Below are 15,705 nucleotides of genomic sequence, written 5' to 3'. Positions count from 1 at the left end.
CGGGTGGCGCCACCGCCAGCTTAGGCGTCCCGATGGAGGTTCAGCCGTCGTGTTCGCCCGTCGGCTCGCCGGTCAGGATGCCGCGCAGCCAGTCCCGCGCCTCGATGAAGATCTCATCGTCGTACTTCGAGTGGTACTCGACCTCGCGGCGGTCGGCGCTCGGGTACGAGCCGAGGAATATGACGCGCGGGCTGAACCGGCGGAGGCCGAGCAGTGCGTCGGCTACGCGCTCGTCCTCGACGTGCCCGTCGAGGTCGATGACGAAGCGGTACCGCCCGAGCGCGTCGCCGATCGGCCTGGATTCCAGCAGCGACATGTTCACGCCGCGGGTGGAGAACTGCTCGAGCATGGCGAGCAGCGAACCCGGCTCGTCGTCGGGCAGTTCGACGATGAGGCTGGTCTTGTCGGCGCCGGTGGGCGGCGGAATGCGGCGCGAGCGGCTGACGAGCACGAAGCGCGTCACCGCGTTCGGGTTGTCGCCGATGTCCATCGCGAGCACACCGACGTCGAGCTGGTCGACGATGCCGGGCGGCGCGACCGCGGCGTCGGCGTTGCTGTCCGGGTCGAAGAGCGAGGTGGCCGCCTGCACGTTGCTCGCCGCCGGGATGTGGCCGTGGTCGGGCAGGTTGCGCTCGAGCCAGCCGCGGGACTGCGCGTACGCGACCGGATGCGCATTGACCACCCGGACATCGGCGAGCGTCGTGCCGGGACGCGCGACGAGCACGAAGTTCACCGGCACGAGCACCTCGCCGATGATGCGGAGCCCGGGCACGGTCGCGAGCGCATCCTGCGCCGCCGAGACGCCGCCCTCGATGGAGTTCTCGATCGCGATCATCGCGGCCACGCTGCGGCCGCTCGTGACGTCGGCGAGCGCCTCGCCGACGTTGTTCACCGACCGCCACGGCTTGCCTGCCGCCTCGGGGACCTGCTTGAGCGCGGCCTCCGTGAACGTGCCGGCTGGCCCGAGATACGAGTACGTCTCCGAGGGGCGTGGCACGGCATCCGTCATGCTGGCAAGCCTAGCCAGCGCGGGCACCGGTGAAGATACCGTGGCGCCGGTACGCCGGCCGGTACGCCGGGAGTACCGTGAGGCAGTCGCAAGGAGGTCCGGCATGACCACGCTCGACACGACACCGCAGTCCGCCGCCGCGTGGACCCCGGATGCGGAACGCCTCGCCGCGCTCCGCCGGATGAAGCGGCTCGCCACCGGCCTGTTGGTGCTGGCCGCGATCGTGTTCGCGGTGGCGTTCGCCCTCCAGGACCGCTACCCGTGGCTCGGCTACGTGCGTGCCGCCGCCGAGGGGGCGATGGTCGGCGCGATCGCGGACTGGTTCGCGGTCACCGCATTGTTCCGGCACCCGCTCGGCCTGCGGATCCCGCACACCGCGATCATCCCGACCCGGAAGGACGAGATCGGGCGCACGCTCGGCGCGTTCGTCGAGCTCGAGTTCCTCTCCGACGATGTGGTCCTCGGCAAGCTCCGCTCGATGGGCGTGGCGCGCCGGCTCGGTGAGTGGCTCCGCGAACCGGCGAACGCCGGCCGGCTCACCGACGAGGCCGCGGTCGCCGCGCGCGCCGCACTGACGCTGCTCGGCGACGAGGACGTCGAAGACGTCATCGAGCGCCTCGCGCGCCGCCACCTCTTCGCGCCCGACTGGGGCCCGACGATCGGCCGCCTCGGCTCGGAGCTCGTCGCCGCCGGCCAGCACCGGCACGCCGTCGACGCGTTCGTGGAGCAGGCGGAGGCCTGGCTCGAGGCGAACCCCGACGCGCTCGGGCGGATGGTCTCCGCCCGGCTCCCCCGCTGGCTCCCCGGCATCGTCGACCGGTTCGTCGACGACCGCACCCACCGCGAGGCGCTCGGCTTCATCCGGGCGGTCCGCGACGACCCGGAGCATCCGTTGCGGCTCGCCGTTGACGCCTACCTGCGCGAGCTGACCGACCGGCTGCAGCACGATCAGGCCATGATCGCGCGGGTCGAGGCGCTCAAGGTCGACCTCCTCGAGAGCCCGCGCGTGCGCGAGTTCGCGGCCGAGGCGTGGGCGTCGCTCAAGTCGACGCTCGACGAAGCGCTCGACGACCCGGCGAGTGCGCTCCGCGAAGGGCTCCGGCAGGCGGTGCTCGAGTTCGGCACGCGCCTCGCGGACGATCCGGTGCTCCAGTCCAAGGCCGACGCCTGGATGACGGATGCCGCGGCCTACCTCGTGCGCACGTACCGGCACGACATCGCGGGCGTCATTAGCGAGACCGTGGAACGCTGGGACCCGCGCGAGGCGACCGACAAGATCGAGGTGCAGGTCGGGCGCGACCTGCAGTTCATCAGGATCAACGGCACGGTCGTCGGAGCCCTCGCGGGGCTCGCCATCTTCTCGATCGCGACCGGCCTGCACGCGCTGCTCGGCTGAGCGAGGCAGCGCAAGGGGTGGAGCCGGACCGTCGAGCCGGGGCAGACTGGCCTCATGCACGAGCGAGCGGGAACCCCGGCGACCCAGTCCGACCTCATCGACGTGGAGGCGCTCGTGCGGGCGTACTACGACCTGAAGCCCGACCCTTCGGTCCCCGAGCAGCGCGTGGCGTTCGGCACCTCCGGCCATCGCGGCACGTCGCTCTCGACGAGCTTCAACGAGCACCACATCCTCGCGATCACGCAGGCGATCTGCGAGTACCGCGCCGCGCAGGGCATCACGGGCCCGCTGTTCATCGGCTCCGACACGCACGCGCTCTCGGCGCCCGCGCAGACCACGGCGGTCGACGTGCTCGTCGCGAACGGCGTGCGCGTGCTCGTCGACGAGTTCGACGACTACGTGCCGACGCCGGCGCTGTCGCACGCGATCCTGACCTGGAACAACGACCCCGCGCGCCGCGCGGAGGGCGAGGCCGACGGCATCGTCATCACACCGAGCCACAATCCGCCGCAGGACGGCGGGTTCAAGTACAACCCGCCGCACGGCGGACCGGCCGACTCCGACGCGACCGGCTGGATCGCGAACCGCGCGAACGAGCTCATCGCCGATGAGCTCCGCGGCGTGAACCAGGCCGAGCCGAGCGGCGTGGAGACCTACGACTTCCGCAGCCGGTACGTCGACGACCTCGCGAACGTCATCGACTTCGAGGCCATCCGCACGGCGGGCATCACGATCGGGGCGGACCCGCTGGGCGGGGCCTCGGTGAACTACTGGGCGGCGATCCGCGACCGGTACGACCTCGACCTCACGGTCGTGAACGAGCGCGTCGATCCGACGTGGTCGTTCATGACGCTCGACTGGGACGGCAAGATCCGCATGGATCCGTCGAGTCGGCACGCGATGGCGTCGGTGCTCGACCACGCGGGCGAGTTCGACATCCTCACGGGCAACGACGCCGACGCCGACCGGCACGGCATCGTCACGCCCGATGGCGGGCTGATGAACCCCAACCACTACCTCGCCGTCGCGATCGAGTACCTGTTCGGGCACCGCGACGGCTGGCGCCCGGATGCCGCGATCGGCAAGACGCTCGTGTCGAGCTCGATGATCGACCGGGTTGCGGCCGGGCTCGGCCGCCACCTCTGGGAGGTGCCGGTCGGGTTCAAGTGGTTCGTGCCCGGACTGGTCGACGGGTCGGTCGGCTTCGGCGGCGAAGAGAGCGCCGGCGCGTCGTTCCTGCGCTTCGACGGCAGCGTCTGGACGACCGACAAAGACGGCATCCTGCTGTGCCTGCTCGCCTCCGAGATCCGCGCGGTCACGGGGAAGTCGCCCTCAGAGCTCTACCGGGACCTGGTCGCGCGCTACGGCGACCCGGCATACGAGCGCACGGATGCTCCGGCGAGCCCCGCGCAGAAGGCCGCGCTCGGCAAGCTCGACGGCGAGGCGATCACCGCCACCGAGCTCGCGGGCGAGCCGATCACCGCGAAGCTCTCGCACGCGCCCGGCAACGGCGCCGCCGTGGGCGGAGTGAAGGTGCAGACCGAGGATGCCTGGTTCGCCGCGCGTCCCAGCGGCACCGAGAACGTCTACAAGATCTACGCCGAGTCGTTCCGGGGCGCCGACCACCTCACCCAGGTGCAGGCCGAGGCGCAACGGATCGTCAGCGACGCCCTCGGCTGATTCGCGCGGGCCGCGGCTCGCGTGAGTCACCGCGCGCGAGCCGCGGTCGATGCGCATGGCATGGCCGCCGGGATCGCGCAACCCGCTCAGGCGCCCTGCCGCGACCACGCATGATGAGTTCCGTCACCCACGTCACGTGTTCCTGAAGGAGCCCAATGGAAGCCTGGCCCGGCACCGCCTATCCGCTCGGCGCGACCTTCGACGGGAGCGGCACGAACTTCGCGATCTTCAGCGAGTCGGCCGAGCGCGTCGAGCTGTGCCTCTTCGGCGAGGACGGCACCGAGACGCGCATCGAGCTGCAGGACGTCGACGCGTTCGTGTGGCACGCCTACCTGCCGCAGGTGCAGCCGGGACAGCGGTACGGCTACCGGGTGCACGGGCCGTACGATCCCACGCACGGGCACCGGCACAATCCGAACAAGGTCCTGCTCGACCCGTACGCGAAGGCCATGGCGGGAGCGTTCTCGTGGGACCAGTCGCTGTTCGGCTACGACTTCGGCGACCCCGACTCGCGCAACGACGACGACTCCGCCGCGCACGTCATGCACTCGGTCGTGGTGAACCCGTTCTTCGACTGGGCCGGCGACCGGCACCCGAACACGCCCTACTCGTCGACGGTCATCTATGAGGCCCACGTGAAGGGCCTCACCGAGCTGCACCCCGACGTCCCCGAGGAGCAGCGCGGCACCTACGCCGGCCTCGCGCACCCGGCGGTGATCGAGCACCTCAAGAAGCTCGGCATCACCGCGATCGAGCTCATGCCGGTGCACCAGTTCGTGCAGGACTCGACCCTGCTCGAGAAGGGCCTGCGCAACTACTGGGGCTACAACACCATCGGGTTCTTCGCGCCGCACAACGAGTACGCCTCGAACGGCGAGCTCGGCCAGCAGGTGCAGGAGTTCAAGAGCATGGTGCGCGCCATGCACGAGGCGGGCATCGAAGTGATCCTCGACGTCGTCTACAACCACACCGCCGAGGGCAACCACCTCGGCCCCACGATCGCGTTCCGCGGCATCGACAACCAGGCCTACTACCGGCTCGAGGAGGACGACCGGCGGTACTACACGGACTACACGGGCACGGGCAACTCGCTGAACGTCCGCAGCCCGCACTCGCTGCAGTTGATCATGGACAGCCTGCGCTACTGGGTCACCGAGATGCGCGTCGACGGATTCCGCTTCGACCTCGCGGCGACCCTCGCACGCGAGTTCTACGACGTCGACCGGCTGTCGAGCTTCTTCGAGCTCGTGCAGCAGGATCCGGTGGTCTCGCAGGTGAAGCTCATCGCCGAGCCGTGGGACATCGGCCCGGGCGGCTACCAGGTCGGGAACTTCCCGCCGCAGTGGACCGAGTGGAACGGCAAGTACCGCGACGTCGTCCGCGACTTCTGGCGCGGCGAGCCGTCGACCCTCGGCGAGTTCGCGGCGCGCATCACGGGCTCGGCCGACCTCTACGAGAGCGACGGCCGGCGGCCGGTCGCCTCGATCAACTTCGTCACGGCCCACGACGGCTTCACCCTGCGCGACCTCGTGTCGTACAACGAGAAGCACAATGACGCCAACGGCGAGGACAACAACGACGGCGAATCGCACAACCGCTCGTGGAACTCGGGTGCGGAGGGCGAGACCGACGACCCAGAGGTGCTGCAGCTGCGTGCCCGTCAGCAGCGCAACTTCATCGCCACGCTGCTGCTCTCGCAGGGCGTGCCGATGCTGCTGCACGGCGACGAGCTCGGCCGCACCCAGCAGGGCAACAACAACACGTACGCGCAGGACACCGCGTTGAGCTGGGTGCACTGGGACGAGGCCGACCGTCCGCTCATCGAGTTCACCGCCGCGGTGCTGCAGCTGCGACACGACCACCCGACCTTCCGGCGCAACCGGTTCTTCGACGGGCGCCCCGTCGAAGCCGAAGAGGGTGCCGAGAACGAAGGGCGGCCGCTGCCCGACATCGTCTGGCTGCGGCCGAACGGCAGCCAGATGCGGCCGAAGGACTGGGACGCACCGCTCGGCCGGGCGGTCGGCGTCTACCTCAACGGCAATGGCATCCGGCAGCGCGATACGCGCGGCGAGCCCATCACCGACGTGGACTTCCTGCTCTACTACAACGCCGAGCCCGAGCCCACGAGCTTCACGATCCCCCGGCGCATGCACCAGACCTGGGACGTCGTGATCGACACCGCCGGTCGCACGGCGGACAGCGCGCCGAAGAGCGCCGGCGACACGTTCGAGCTCGAAGAGCGGTCGATGCTCGTACTGCGGGCCCACCGTGAGGCCGAGGTCGAACCCGACCACTCGGTCGCCGCCTCGCTCGCCGGCCGCACCGCCCACTCGGAGTCCGGCACGGGCGCGATCACCACCCCGGTGCAGTGAGCGCGGACATGCGAACGCCCGTCTCGACGTACCGCATCCAGGTGCGGCAGGCGTTCGACCTGGATGCGGTCGCGGCGGTGACCGACTACCTGCACGACCTCGGCGCGGACTGGGTCTACCTCTCACCGCTGCTCGAGGCGGAAGCCGGCTCGGACCACGGCTACGACGTGGTCGACCACTCGCTCGTCGACCCCGCCCGCGGCGGGCCCGAGGCTCTCTCGCGGGCGTCCGCGGCGGCACACGCGCTCGGCATGGGCGTGCTCGCCGACCTCGTGCCGAACCACGTGGGTGTCGCGACGCCCGCGGCGATGGCGTGGTGGTGGGACGTGCTCGCGAACGGCCGGGCCTCGCGCTACGCGGAGGCGTTCGACATCGACTGGGAGTTCGGCGCCGGCCGCGTGCGGCACCCGGTGCTCGGCAGCGCCGACGACGTCTCCGCGCTGCGCCTCGTCGCGACGTCCGACAGCGGCGAAGGGTTCGAGCTGCACTATTACGATCACCGCTTCCCCGTGGCATCCGGAACCGCGCACGCGGGCGACGACCCCCGTGCCGTCCACGACCGCCAGCACTACGAGCTCATCGACTGGCGGCGCGCCGACCACGACCTCAACTACCGGCGATTCTTCGCGGTCAACACGCTCGCCGCGATCCGCGTCGAGGTGCCATGGGTGTTCGACGAGAGCCACGTCGAGGTGCTGCGCTGGCTGCGCGAAGGTCTCGTCGACGGGCTCCGCATCGATCACCCCGACGGGCTGCTCGACCCTGGCGGCTACCTCGCGCGGCTGGCTGAGCTGACCGGCGGCGCGTACGTGCTCGTCGAGAAGATCCTCGAGGGCGACGAACGCATGCCCGAGGAGTGGCCGACCGAGGGTACGACGGGCTACGACGCGCTCGCCGACGTCGACCGCGTGCTCGTGGATCCGGCCGGCGAGTCCCCGCTCACCGAGCTCGACACCGCGTTGCGCGGCGGCGAGACGGCCCACTGGGCGACCATGATCCATGGCACGAAGCGCGCGATCGCCGACGGCATCCTGCGCTCGGAGGTGCTGCGACTCGATCGCATGCTCGTCGACGCGACCTCGGCGGACGAGGCTCCGGGCGCGGTGGCCGACGCCGTCGCCGAGCTGCTCGCGTGGTTCCCCGTCTACCGGTCGTACCTGCCCTTCGGCGTCGAGCATCTGCACGAGGCCGCCCAGCGGACGGTGCAGCTCCGGCCAGAGCTCGCCCCGGTCGTCGAGCGTCTGCTCCCGATCCTCGCCGACCCCGAGCACCCGGCCGCGCGACGCTTCCAGCAGACCAGCGGCATGGTCATGGCGAAGGGCGTCGAGGACACCGCCTTCTACCGCTACACCCGGCTCACGAGCCTCACGGAGGTGGGCGGCGACCCGGCTGAGTTCGCCATCGACGTCGACGAGTTCCACGCGCGATCGCGCGATCGATTCGAGCGGATGCCTCGGTCGATGACCACGCTGTCGACCCATGACACGAAGCGCGGCGAGGACGTGCGTGCGCGCCTCGACGTCATCGCCGAGCTCCCGGCCGAGTGGGCCGCGGTCTTCCAGGAGCTGCGCGCGCTCGCACCGCTCGGTGACGGCCCGTTCGAACACCTGCTCTGGCAGGCGGTCGTCGGCGCCTGGCCCGCGAGCCGCGAGCGCCTGCACGCCTATGTCGAGAAGGCCGCCCGCGAAGCCGGCGTCTCGACGACCTGGACCGAGCCCGATGCGGCGTTCGAGTCGCGCATGCACGCGGCCGTCGACGCGGTCTTCGACGACCCGCGCGTCGGCGCCCTGGTCGCACAGGCGGTGGCGTTGCTCGAGGCGCCGGGCTGGTCGAACGCGCTCGCGGCCAAGCTCATCCAGCTGACCGCGCCGGGCGTGCCCGATGTGTACCAGGGCAGCGAGCTGTGGGAGCAGTCGCTCGTCGACCCCGACAATCGGCGCGCGGTCGACTTTGCGCTGCGCCGCCGGATGCTGGCCGAACTCGACACGGGTGCGCTGCCCGAGGTCGACGCCGGCGGTGCCGCCAAACTGCTCGTCACGAGCCGCGCCCTGCGGCTCCGCCGCGACCGACCCGAGCTCTTCATGGACTATATGCCGCTCGCGGCATCCGGCGGCGCGGCGGGTCATCTCGTCGCGTTCGACCGCGGCGGCGCGATCACGCTCGCGACCCGGCTGCCCGTCGGACTCGCCCGGCGCGGCGGCTGGGGTGACACCGTCGTCGACGTCGGCAGCGCGCCGGTCGTCGACGTGCTCACCGGGCGCCATCACCAGGGCGGCGAGCTGCGGCTCGCCGAGGTGCTCGACCGGTACCCCGTCGCGCTGCTCGTGGACGTGGAAGGGCTGTGACCATCAGAGGAGAGCTGGCGTGAGCCTGGAGGGAGGATCCGGCGTGACCGAGTTCCGCGTGTGGGCGCCGAAGGCGCAGCGTCTGGCGCTGCACCTCGACGGGACGAGACATCCGATGACCGAGGAGCCGGGCGGCTGGTGGGCGACCTCCGCCGAGGGCCGCGACTACGGGTACCTCATCGACGACGCCGAGACGCCGCGGCCCGACCCGCGCTCGCGGTGGCAGCCCGACGGGGTGCACGGACTGTCGCGCGTGTTCGACCCGGCCGAGCACGTGTGGCAGGACGGGTCATGGACCGGGCGCCAGCTCGCGGGCAGCGTGATCTACGAGCTGCACATCGGCACCTTCACGCCCGAGGGCACGTTCGACGCGGCCGTCGAGCGGCTCGACCATCTCGTCGAGCTCGGCGTCGACGCCGTCGAGGTGCTGCCGGTCAACGCCTTCAACGGCGAATGGAACTGGGGCTATGACGGCGTGCTCTGGTACGCCGTGCAGGAGTCGTACGGCGGCCCCGCCGGCTATCAGCGATTCGTCGACGCCTGCCACGCGCGCGGACTCGCGGTGATCCAGGACGTGGTCTACAACCATCTCGGCCCGAGCGGCAACTACCTGCCCGAGTTCGGGCCCTACCTGCACGAAGGGCGCGCGAACACCTGGGGCTCATCGATCAACCTCGACGGCGCCGACTCCGACGAGGTGCGCGAGTTCATCATCGAGAACGCGCTGATGTGGCTGCGCGACCACCACGTGGACGGGCTGCGGCTCGATGCGGTGCACGCGCTCGTCGACCACCGTGCGGTGCACCTGCTCGAAGCGCTCGCCGAGCGCGTCGACGCGCTCTCCGCGCACCTCGGCCGGCCCCTCACCCTCATCGCCGAGAGCGACCTGAACGACCCGAAGCTGATCCGCCCGCGCGAAGCGCACGGGTACGGCATCGACGCGCAGTGGAGCGACGACTTCCACCACGCGGTGCACGTGGCGGTGTCGGGCGAGACCGTCGGCTACTACGAGGACTTCGCACCGCTCGCGGCGCTCCGCGACGTGTTCGAACGCGGGTTCTTCCACGCCCGCACCACATCGACGTTCCGCGGGCGCGAGCACGGCCGGCCGCTCGATCTCGAGCGCACCCCGGCCTGGCGCCTCGTGGTGTTCGACCAGGACCACGACCAGATCGGCAACCGGGCGGCCGGCGACCGGCTCGGGGCATCCGTCGACGAAGGCGGACTCGCCATCGCGGCCGCGCTCACGCTGCTCTCGCCGTTCACGCCCATGCTGTTCATGGGCGAGGAGTGGGCCGCGTCGACGCCCTGGCAGTTCTTCACGTCGCATCCGGAACCCGAGCTCGGAAAAGCGACCGCCGAGGGCCGCATCGCCGAGTTCGCGCGCATGGGCTGGGACCCCGACGTCGTGCCCGACCCGCAGGACCCCGAGACGTTCCGGCGGTCGAAGCTCGACTGGCGCGAACCCTATCCGGCCGCCGATGCCGGCGACGCGACGGCCGGGTCCCCGCACACGCGCATGCTCGAGTGGTACCGGTCGCTCATCGCGCTGCGCAAGGCGCGCCCGGAGATCACCGACCCGCGGCTCGATGGCACCCGGGTCGACGTGGACGAGGAGGCGCGCACCGTCATCGTGCACCGCGGCCCGATCGCGATCGCCGTGAACCTCGGCCCGGCCGGCGCGGCGACCGCCCTCGGCGGGCGGGTGCTGCTGCACTCGGGCGTCCTGACCGAGCACGACGCCGCAGCCGCGCTGCCGGCCGAGGCCGCGGCGCTCGTGCTCCCCGCGCGCTCGGTCGTCGTGCTCGACACGTCAGCCGGGGTGTCGGCGCTCGACGATGTGCTGGCGACGGGCTGAGCCCGTCGAGCGCGCGGGTGCAGCTCGGGGGGCGCGGCTCAGCGGCGGCGCGCGGATCGCGAGCGCGGATCAGCGGCGGCGGATCAGCGGATCGAGAACCAGCTGACCGAGCCGCCGCCCGACGCGAGTGCGGCGTCGACGTCCCAGTAATCGGCGTCCTTCGTGTGACTGGCGACCCAGACCTTCGTGCCGGCGTCGGTGCGCTCGACGCGCGTGACGACGGCCGTGTGGTCGCGGTCGCCCGAGTCGTCCCAGTCGAACTGGGCGAGGTCGCCGGCCTTCACCTGGTCGCGCTGCGCGTCGGTCAGCTCGGTCGCGCGGTCGGTGCGGGTGAGCAGGTACTCGCGCAGCGCGGTCGAGCTCGACCACGCCGCGGACATCGCGCCGGTCGACGGGTCGACGTTCCAGGCGTCGTCCATGGTCCAGCCGCGCGCGATCAGGGCCTGGCTGGCGAAGTTCACGGCATCCTTGCCGGGCACCGCCGGATACTCCGCGGTGTTGTAGTCGTCCCAGTGCGCGAGCACGTAGGCGAGCTGCGCATCGATGCCGGGATCGGTCGTGTAGGTGAGCGTGAGCGAGTCGGAGGCGGATGCCCCGTCGGCGGCCTCCGGCTCGGACGAGGAGCCCGCGGATGCCTCGGCCGACGCCGCGGCCCCGGACGCGGGCACCGCGACCTTGACGGGCCGCCCGTCGGCGTCGGCGAAGACGACCTCGGCCGCGCCGATGGCATCGTCGGTCGTGGCGGGCACCGCGAACGTGAGCTGGTCGGCAGAGGCCTCGAGGATCGTGGCCGGCGCACCGCCGACCGAGACCTGCGTCACCTCGTCCAGGCGCTCGCCTGTCACGCTGACCGAGGTGCCGCCCGTGAAGGGCGCCGCGGGCTCCGACAGGTCGCTCGTGATCGCGGGCGATGCCGCGCCCGCGAGCGCATCGGGCTGCGCCGGGTCGTTCGCGGCGGACACGTCGAACAGGCTCGCCGGCACGTCGTTCACCACGGCGAGCGCACCGAGGCCGGTGACGACGAGCAGGGCGGCCGCGGACGCACCCACGACGAGGCGCCGGCGACCGCGACCGCGACCGCGACGGGGAGCTTGCTCCTCGGCCGGGGCGCGCCCGTCGGGCACGTCGACCGGCGCCTCCGGCGTGAGCCGCCACGGGAACACGGTCTCGTTGCGCGCTGCCGAACCGGCCGGCTCGGCCGGTCGTGCCTCGGGCGCAGTCGGCTCGGTCGGTGCCGTCTTGGGCACGGCCGCCGTGGTTCGAACGGCCTCGGGGACAGCCGGTTCGGTCGGCCCCGTCTCGGGCACGCCCGGTTCGGCCAGCCCAGCCATTGGCATGGCCGGCTCGGCCGGAGCAGTCTCGGGCACGGCCGTCGTGGGCGGAGCGGTGTCGGACGCTGCCGGCTCGGCCGGTCGCGCCTCGGGCGCGGCCGCTGTGAACGGAGGCGCCGTGGGCGGAGCGGCCTCGGGCACGGCCAGCTCGGCCGGACCCGTCTCGGGCGCGGCCGCTGTGAACGGAGGCGCCGTGGGCGGAGCGGCCTCGGACACGGCCAGCTCGATCGGACCCGTCTCGGGCACGGCCGGTTCGGCCAGTCGTGCCTCGGGCTGGGGCGCCTCGGGCGGAGCGGACGCGCCGTCGACGCGCGATGCGGGCGGTGCCGACGGCTCGGCGGCGGCGCGCCGCCGACCGGTGCGCTGGGATCGGCGTTCGGGTGCTCGGACGTCGATCGGGTCGGCCGACGCACGGCGGCCCGTCCGAGCGCCGCCGCCGCGCTCCGGCGAGGCCGGGACGGCCGGGCTCGCGGGCGCCGGCACGTCACCGATCATGCGTGGGTCCGGCTTCGCGGGCGACAGGGGAACTGCAGGCGCCTCGGCGGCGGCCCGCGACTCGTTGGCGTGCGTCTCGGCCGCATCGGGTGCTTCGGAGCGGCGGGCGGCGGTCTCACCGAACACCCGGGTCAACGCATCAGCGTCGACTGAGCCGGGCGTGGGCGCGCGGAAGTTCGAGCGGCGGCGGGGAGCGGAGGAATCCTGGGTCACGGCGTAGGGGGGGGGATCGGAAGCGGGAGCGACTGACAGTTCAGCATGCGAACGTCTGAGATTGCTCAAGCACGGAGGCCACCGATCGGTTTTCGCGGCGATGCGCGCTCAGCGGATCGAGAAGTAGCTGACGGAACCGCCGCCCGTGGCGAGCGCGGTGTCGACGTCCCAGTAGTCGGCGTCCTTGGTGTGGCCGCCGACCCAGACCTTCGTGCCGGCGTCGGTGCGCTCGACGCGCGTGACGACGGCGGTGTGGTCGCGGTCGCCCGAGTCGTCCCAGTCGAACTGCGCGATGTCGCCGACCTTGACCTGGTCGCGCTGCGCGTCGGTCAGCTCGGTGGCGCGGTCGGTTCGGGTGCGGAGGTAGTCGCGCAGCGCGGTCGAGCTCGCCCAGCTCGGCGTCATGGCGCCGGAGGCGCGGTCGAGGTTCCAGCCGGCATCCATCGTCCAGCCCCGGGCGAGCAGCGACTGGCTCGCGAAGTTCGCGCAGTCGTACCCGCTGATGACCGGGAACTCGGCGGTGTTGTAGCTGCTCCAGTACGTCAGCACGTACGCCACCTGGGCGTCGATCAGCGGGTCCGTCGTGTAGGTCAACGTCAGGGCGCCGGCACCCGCGTCAGCACCCGCGCCGGTCACGGCCGTCACGTTCGCCGGGTCGGCGGCGGATGCCACGGACGCGGTGCTGCCCGAGGCATCCGTCTGGATGTCAGGTGCGGTGCCCGCCGCATCGGCGAAGGTCACCGCCGTGGCGCCGAGCGCTGTATCCGCGGTCGCGGGCACCGCGAACGTGACGTGATCCGCGCTCGACTCGACGATCGGGGCGGGCGCGCCGCCGACCGCGACCTGCGTGATCCGGTCGAGTCGCTCGCCCGTGACGGTCACCTGCGTGCCGCCCGTGAAGGGCGCCTGCGTGGTCGACAGCCCGCTCGTGATCGTCGGCTTGGCCGCCGCCACCGCGGTGCTGATCTCGTCGGCGACGGGCGCGAGCGGCGCGGCCTGCGCGCCCAGCGTGCCCGGCACCGTCGCCCGCCCGGCCGCTTGTGCGGTCGACGGCGCGTCGCTCGTGACCGCGAGCGCACCGAACGCGCTCACGCCGACGATGGCCGTCGCCGATGAGATCGCCGCCCAGCGGCGCACTTCGCGCCGGGGCGCGCCGGCGGCGCGCTGCCGGGCCCGCACGGGTTCGACGCGATGTCTCGGCGCACCCGGTCTCGGCACACCTCTCGATGCGCGGCCGGCGTTTCCTTGCTCAGGAAGATGTGCGCGACGCGCGGTACGGCTCGCGCCGCTCCGCGGCGTGTTCGCGGGTCCGTCCTGAGTAAGGAATCGGCGAGCGGAGAGTGAAGAGTGGACTGCTGTGGGTTCTTTGGGCACGGTGAAGCACGGATCCGGGTCGGGCTGGGCGGGGGAAGCCGACAGTTCAGCACCCAAAATTGTGAGGAACCCTCTCAGTCCCTGGACAACCCCTCAACGCCCGGCCCGGCCCAGGCCGCCCGCACAGAACCCGAGCGGTCGCAGATGGCGGGTCGTACCGCGCCGGACCCGCACAGAACCCGAGCGTTCGCAGCGGTGCGGTCAGGCGTCGGCGCGGTCGGGAGTGCGCGTGCCCGCGCGACTCCGCCCCAGCAGCACGCGCGCACCCGCGAGCACGAGGGGGACGAGCACGAGCGCGGCCACGAGATTCACCGCGGCGAAGCCGCCGAGCTCGAGCACCAGCCCCGAGAACGCGGCGGCGAACGCGGCCGCGAAGTTCATCGAGGCATCCGACGCGCCCTGGAGGGGCACGCGCAGATCCCGGCCGACCGACGTGGTCAGCAGCGCCGACCCGCCGATCATCCCGGCCGACCAGCCGAGGCCGAGCAGGCCCAACGCGAGCGGGATGAGCAGCACATCGTCTGGAGGCGCGAGCATGCCGATGAGGGTCGCCGAGAGCAGCACGGCGGCGCCGGCGCCGATCACCCCGATCGCTCCGAGGCGGTCGACGAGCCAGCCGACGAGCGGGCTCGCCCCGTACATGCCGAGAATGTGGATCGAGATCACGAGCCCGACCAAGCCGAGCGACGACCCGTGCGCGTGCATGTGCACCGGGGTCATCACCATGACCGCGACCATGACCGTGTGCGAGCAGACCACCGCCGCGAGGGCGAGCAGCGCGCGCGGCTCGCGCACCGCGATCGCCAGCGCGCGCCACGATCCGATGGTGCGAGCCGCGCCCTCTTGCGCGGGCTGGGCGGATGCCTCGGGGCCCACGCGCTCGTCGGCGCCGGGTTCCCCCGTCGCGGCGGCCGGCCCGGCGACCGCGGCAGCGTCGGGCCCCGGCGCGACGGCAGCCCGCGCACCGGTTCGGTCGCCAGAAGCGCTGGTCGGCGCTTCGGCCGCGAGCTCGCCCGGCCGAGGCATCCGGAGCAGGGTCGCGACCACCAGTGTGGAGATCGCGAACGCCGCGCCCGAGATCAGGAACGGGCCGACGAGCGGGGGCAGGCCGAGCGACCGGCCGAGCGCATCGCCGACCTCCGACAGGTTCGGCCCCGCGACCGAACCGATCGTCGTGGCCCAGAGCACGAGCGACATGGCGCGCGCCTCGAAGCCGGCACTCGCGACCTCGGTCGCCGCGAATCGCGCCTGCAGGCCGGCGGCCGAACCTGCGCCGAATGCGGCGAGCCCGAGGAAGACCAGCGGCACGAACGCGGTGACCGCCGCCGCGATCACGAGCCCGGCTCCGACGGCCGCGAGCGCGTAGCCGGTCGCGAGCGCGACGTGCCGGCCGCGCGCGACCGCGAGCCGGGCGAGCGGGATCGCCACGAGCCCGGCGCCGAGCACTGAGGCGGTCTGGCTGAGGCCCGCAAGGATCACGGTGCCCGTGAGCTCTTGCGCGAGCAGCGCGGCGACCGCGATCCCCGACGCGACGCCGATGCCCGCGAGCAGCTGGTTGCCGATCAGGATCGCGAGCGAGAGCCCGCGGCGAGGCGTCCGCCCGACGGGCCCGGAACCGCGCGGCTCGCTCAC

The 15,705-nt window shown here is 72.3% G+C and carries 9 protein-coding genes; 5 read left to right on the top strand and 4 right to left on the bottom strand.

From position 1 onward, the window contains the following. Positions 1-40: 40 nt before the first annotated feature. Positions 41-1,009, bottom strand: coding sequence for a prephenate dehydratase (pheA, locus tag QU602_RS02225; protein ID WP_308798524.1), 969 nt, complete (start codon positions 1,007-1,009; stop codon positions 41-43). Positions 1,010-1,112: 103 nt separating this feature from the next. Between pheA and QU602_RS02220 the strand changes: the two genes are divergently transcribed. From QU602_RS02220 to treZ, 5 genes are all read left to right on the top strand, one after another. Next, complete coding sequence (locus QU602_RS02220) at positions 1,113-2,405, top strand: DUF445 domain-containing protein (RefSeq protein WP_308798522.1); 1,293 nt, start codon at positions 1,113-1,115, stop codon at positions 2,403-2,405. A 54-nt stretch (positions 2,406-2,459) separates the two neighbouring features. Continuing rightward, on the top strand, positions 2,460-4,085 hold the full coding sequence (gene pgm / locus QU602_RS02215; protein ID WP_308798521.1) for a phosphoglucomutase (alpha-D-glucose-1,6-bisphosphate-dependent): 1,626 nt from the start codon (positions 2,460-2,462) through the stop codon (positions 4,083-4,085). 155 nt (positions 4,086-4,240) lie between these two features. Then, entirely contained in the window at positions 4,241-6,457 is a 2,217-nt protein-coding gene (gene glgX / locus QU602_RS02210) for a glycogen debranching protein GlgX (protein ID WP_308798519.1), read from the top strand. A gap of 8 nt (positions 6,458-6,465) precedes the next feature. Continuing rightward, on the top strand, positions 6,466-8,802 hold the full coding sequence (gene treY / locus QU602_RS02205; protein WP_308798518.1) for a malto-oligosyltrehalose synthase: 2,337 nt from the start codon (positions 6,466-6,468) through the stop codon (positions 8,800-8,802). 43 nt (positions 8,803-8,845) lie between these two features. Continuing rightward, on the top strand, positions 8,846-10,660 hold the full coding sequence (treZ, locus tag QU602_RS02200; RefSeq protein WP_308798517.1) for a malto-oligosyltrehalose trehalohydrolase: 1,815 nt from the start codon (positions 8,846-8,848) through the stop codon (positions 10,658-10,660). Between the two features lie 83 nt (positions 10,661-10,743). Here the strand turns inward: treZ and QU602_RS02195 are convergent, their stop codons facing one another. The 3 genes from QU602_RS02195 to QU602_RS02185 all read right to left on the bottom strand — a co-directional run bounded on the left by QU602_RS02195 (position 10,744) and on the right by QU602_RS02185 (position 15,705). Beyond that, positions 10,744-12,612, bottom strand: a complete 1,869-nt coding sequence (locus QU602_RS02195; protein WP_308800251.1) for an amidase domain-containing protein — start codon at positions 12,610-12,612, stop codon at positions 10,744-10,746. A 195-nt stretch (positions 12,613-12,807) separates the two neighbouring features. Beyond that, complete coding sequence (locus QU602_RS02190) at positions 12,808-13,878, bottom strand: amidase domain-containing protein (RefSeq protein ID WP_308798516.1); 1,071 nt, start codon at positions 13,876-13,878, stop codon at positions 12,808-12,810. Between the two features lie 396 nt (positions 13,879-14,274). Beyond that, positions 14,275-15,705, bottom strand: coding sequence for an MFS transporter (locus QU602_RS02185; RefSeq protein ID WP_308798515.1), 1,431 nt, complete (start codon positions 15,703-15,705; stop codon positions 14,275-14,277).

This window comes from Agromyces protaetiae (assembly GCF_030866785.1).
GTDB classification, from domain to species: domain Bacteria; phylum Actinomycetota; class Actinomycetes; order Actinomycetales; family Microbacteriaceae; genus Agromyces; species Agromyces silvae.
This window is presented reverse-complemented; position numbering and strand designations above follow the sequence as displayed.

Excerpts from the sequence above, each read along its gene's own strand:
- pheA (WP_308798524.1), bottom strand. The coding sequence starts at position 1,009 with ATGACGGATGCCGTGCCACGCCCCTCGGAGACGTACTCGTATCTCGGG.
- QU602_RS02220 (WP_308798522.1), top strand. The coding sequence starts at position 1,113 with ATGACCACGCTCGACACGACACCGCAGTCCGCCGCCGCGTGGACCCCG.
- pgm (WP_308798521.1), top strand. The coding sequence starts at position 2,460 with ATGCACGAGCGAGCGGGAACCCCGGCGACCCAGTCCGACCTCATCGAC.
- glgX (WP_308798519.1), top strand. The coding sequence starts at position 4,241 with ATGGAAGCCTGGCCCGGCACCGCCTATCCGCTCGGCGCGACCTTCGAC.
- treY (WP_308798518.1), top strand. The coding sequence starts at position 6,466 with ATGCGAACGCCCGTCTCGACGTACCGCATCCAGGTGCGGCAGGCGTTC.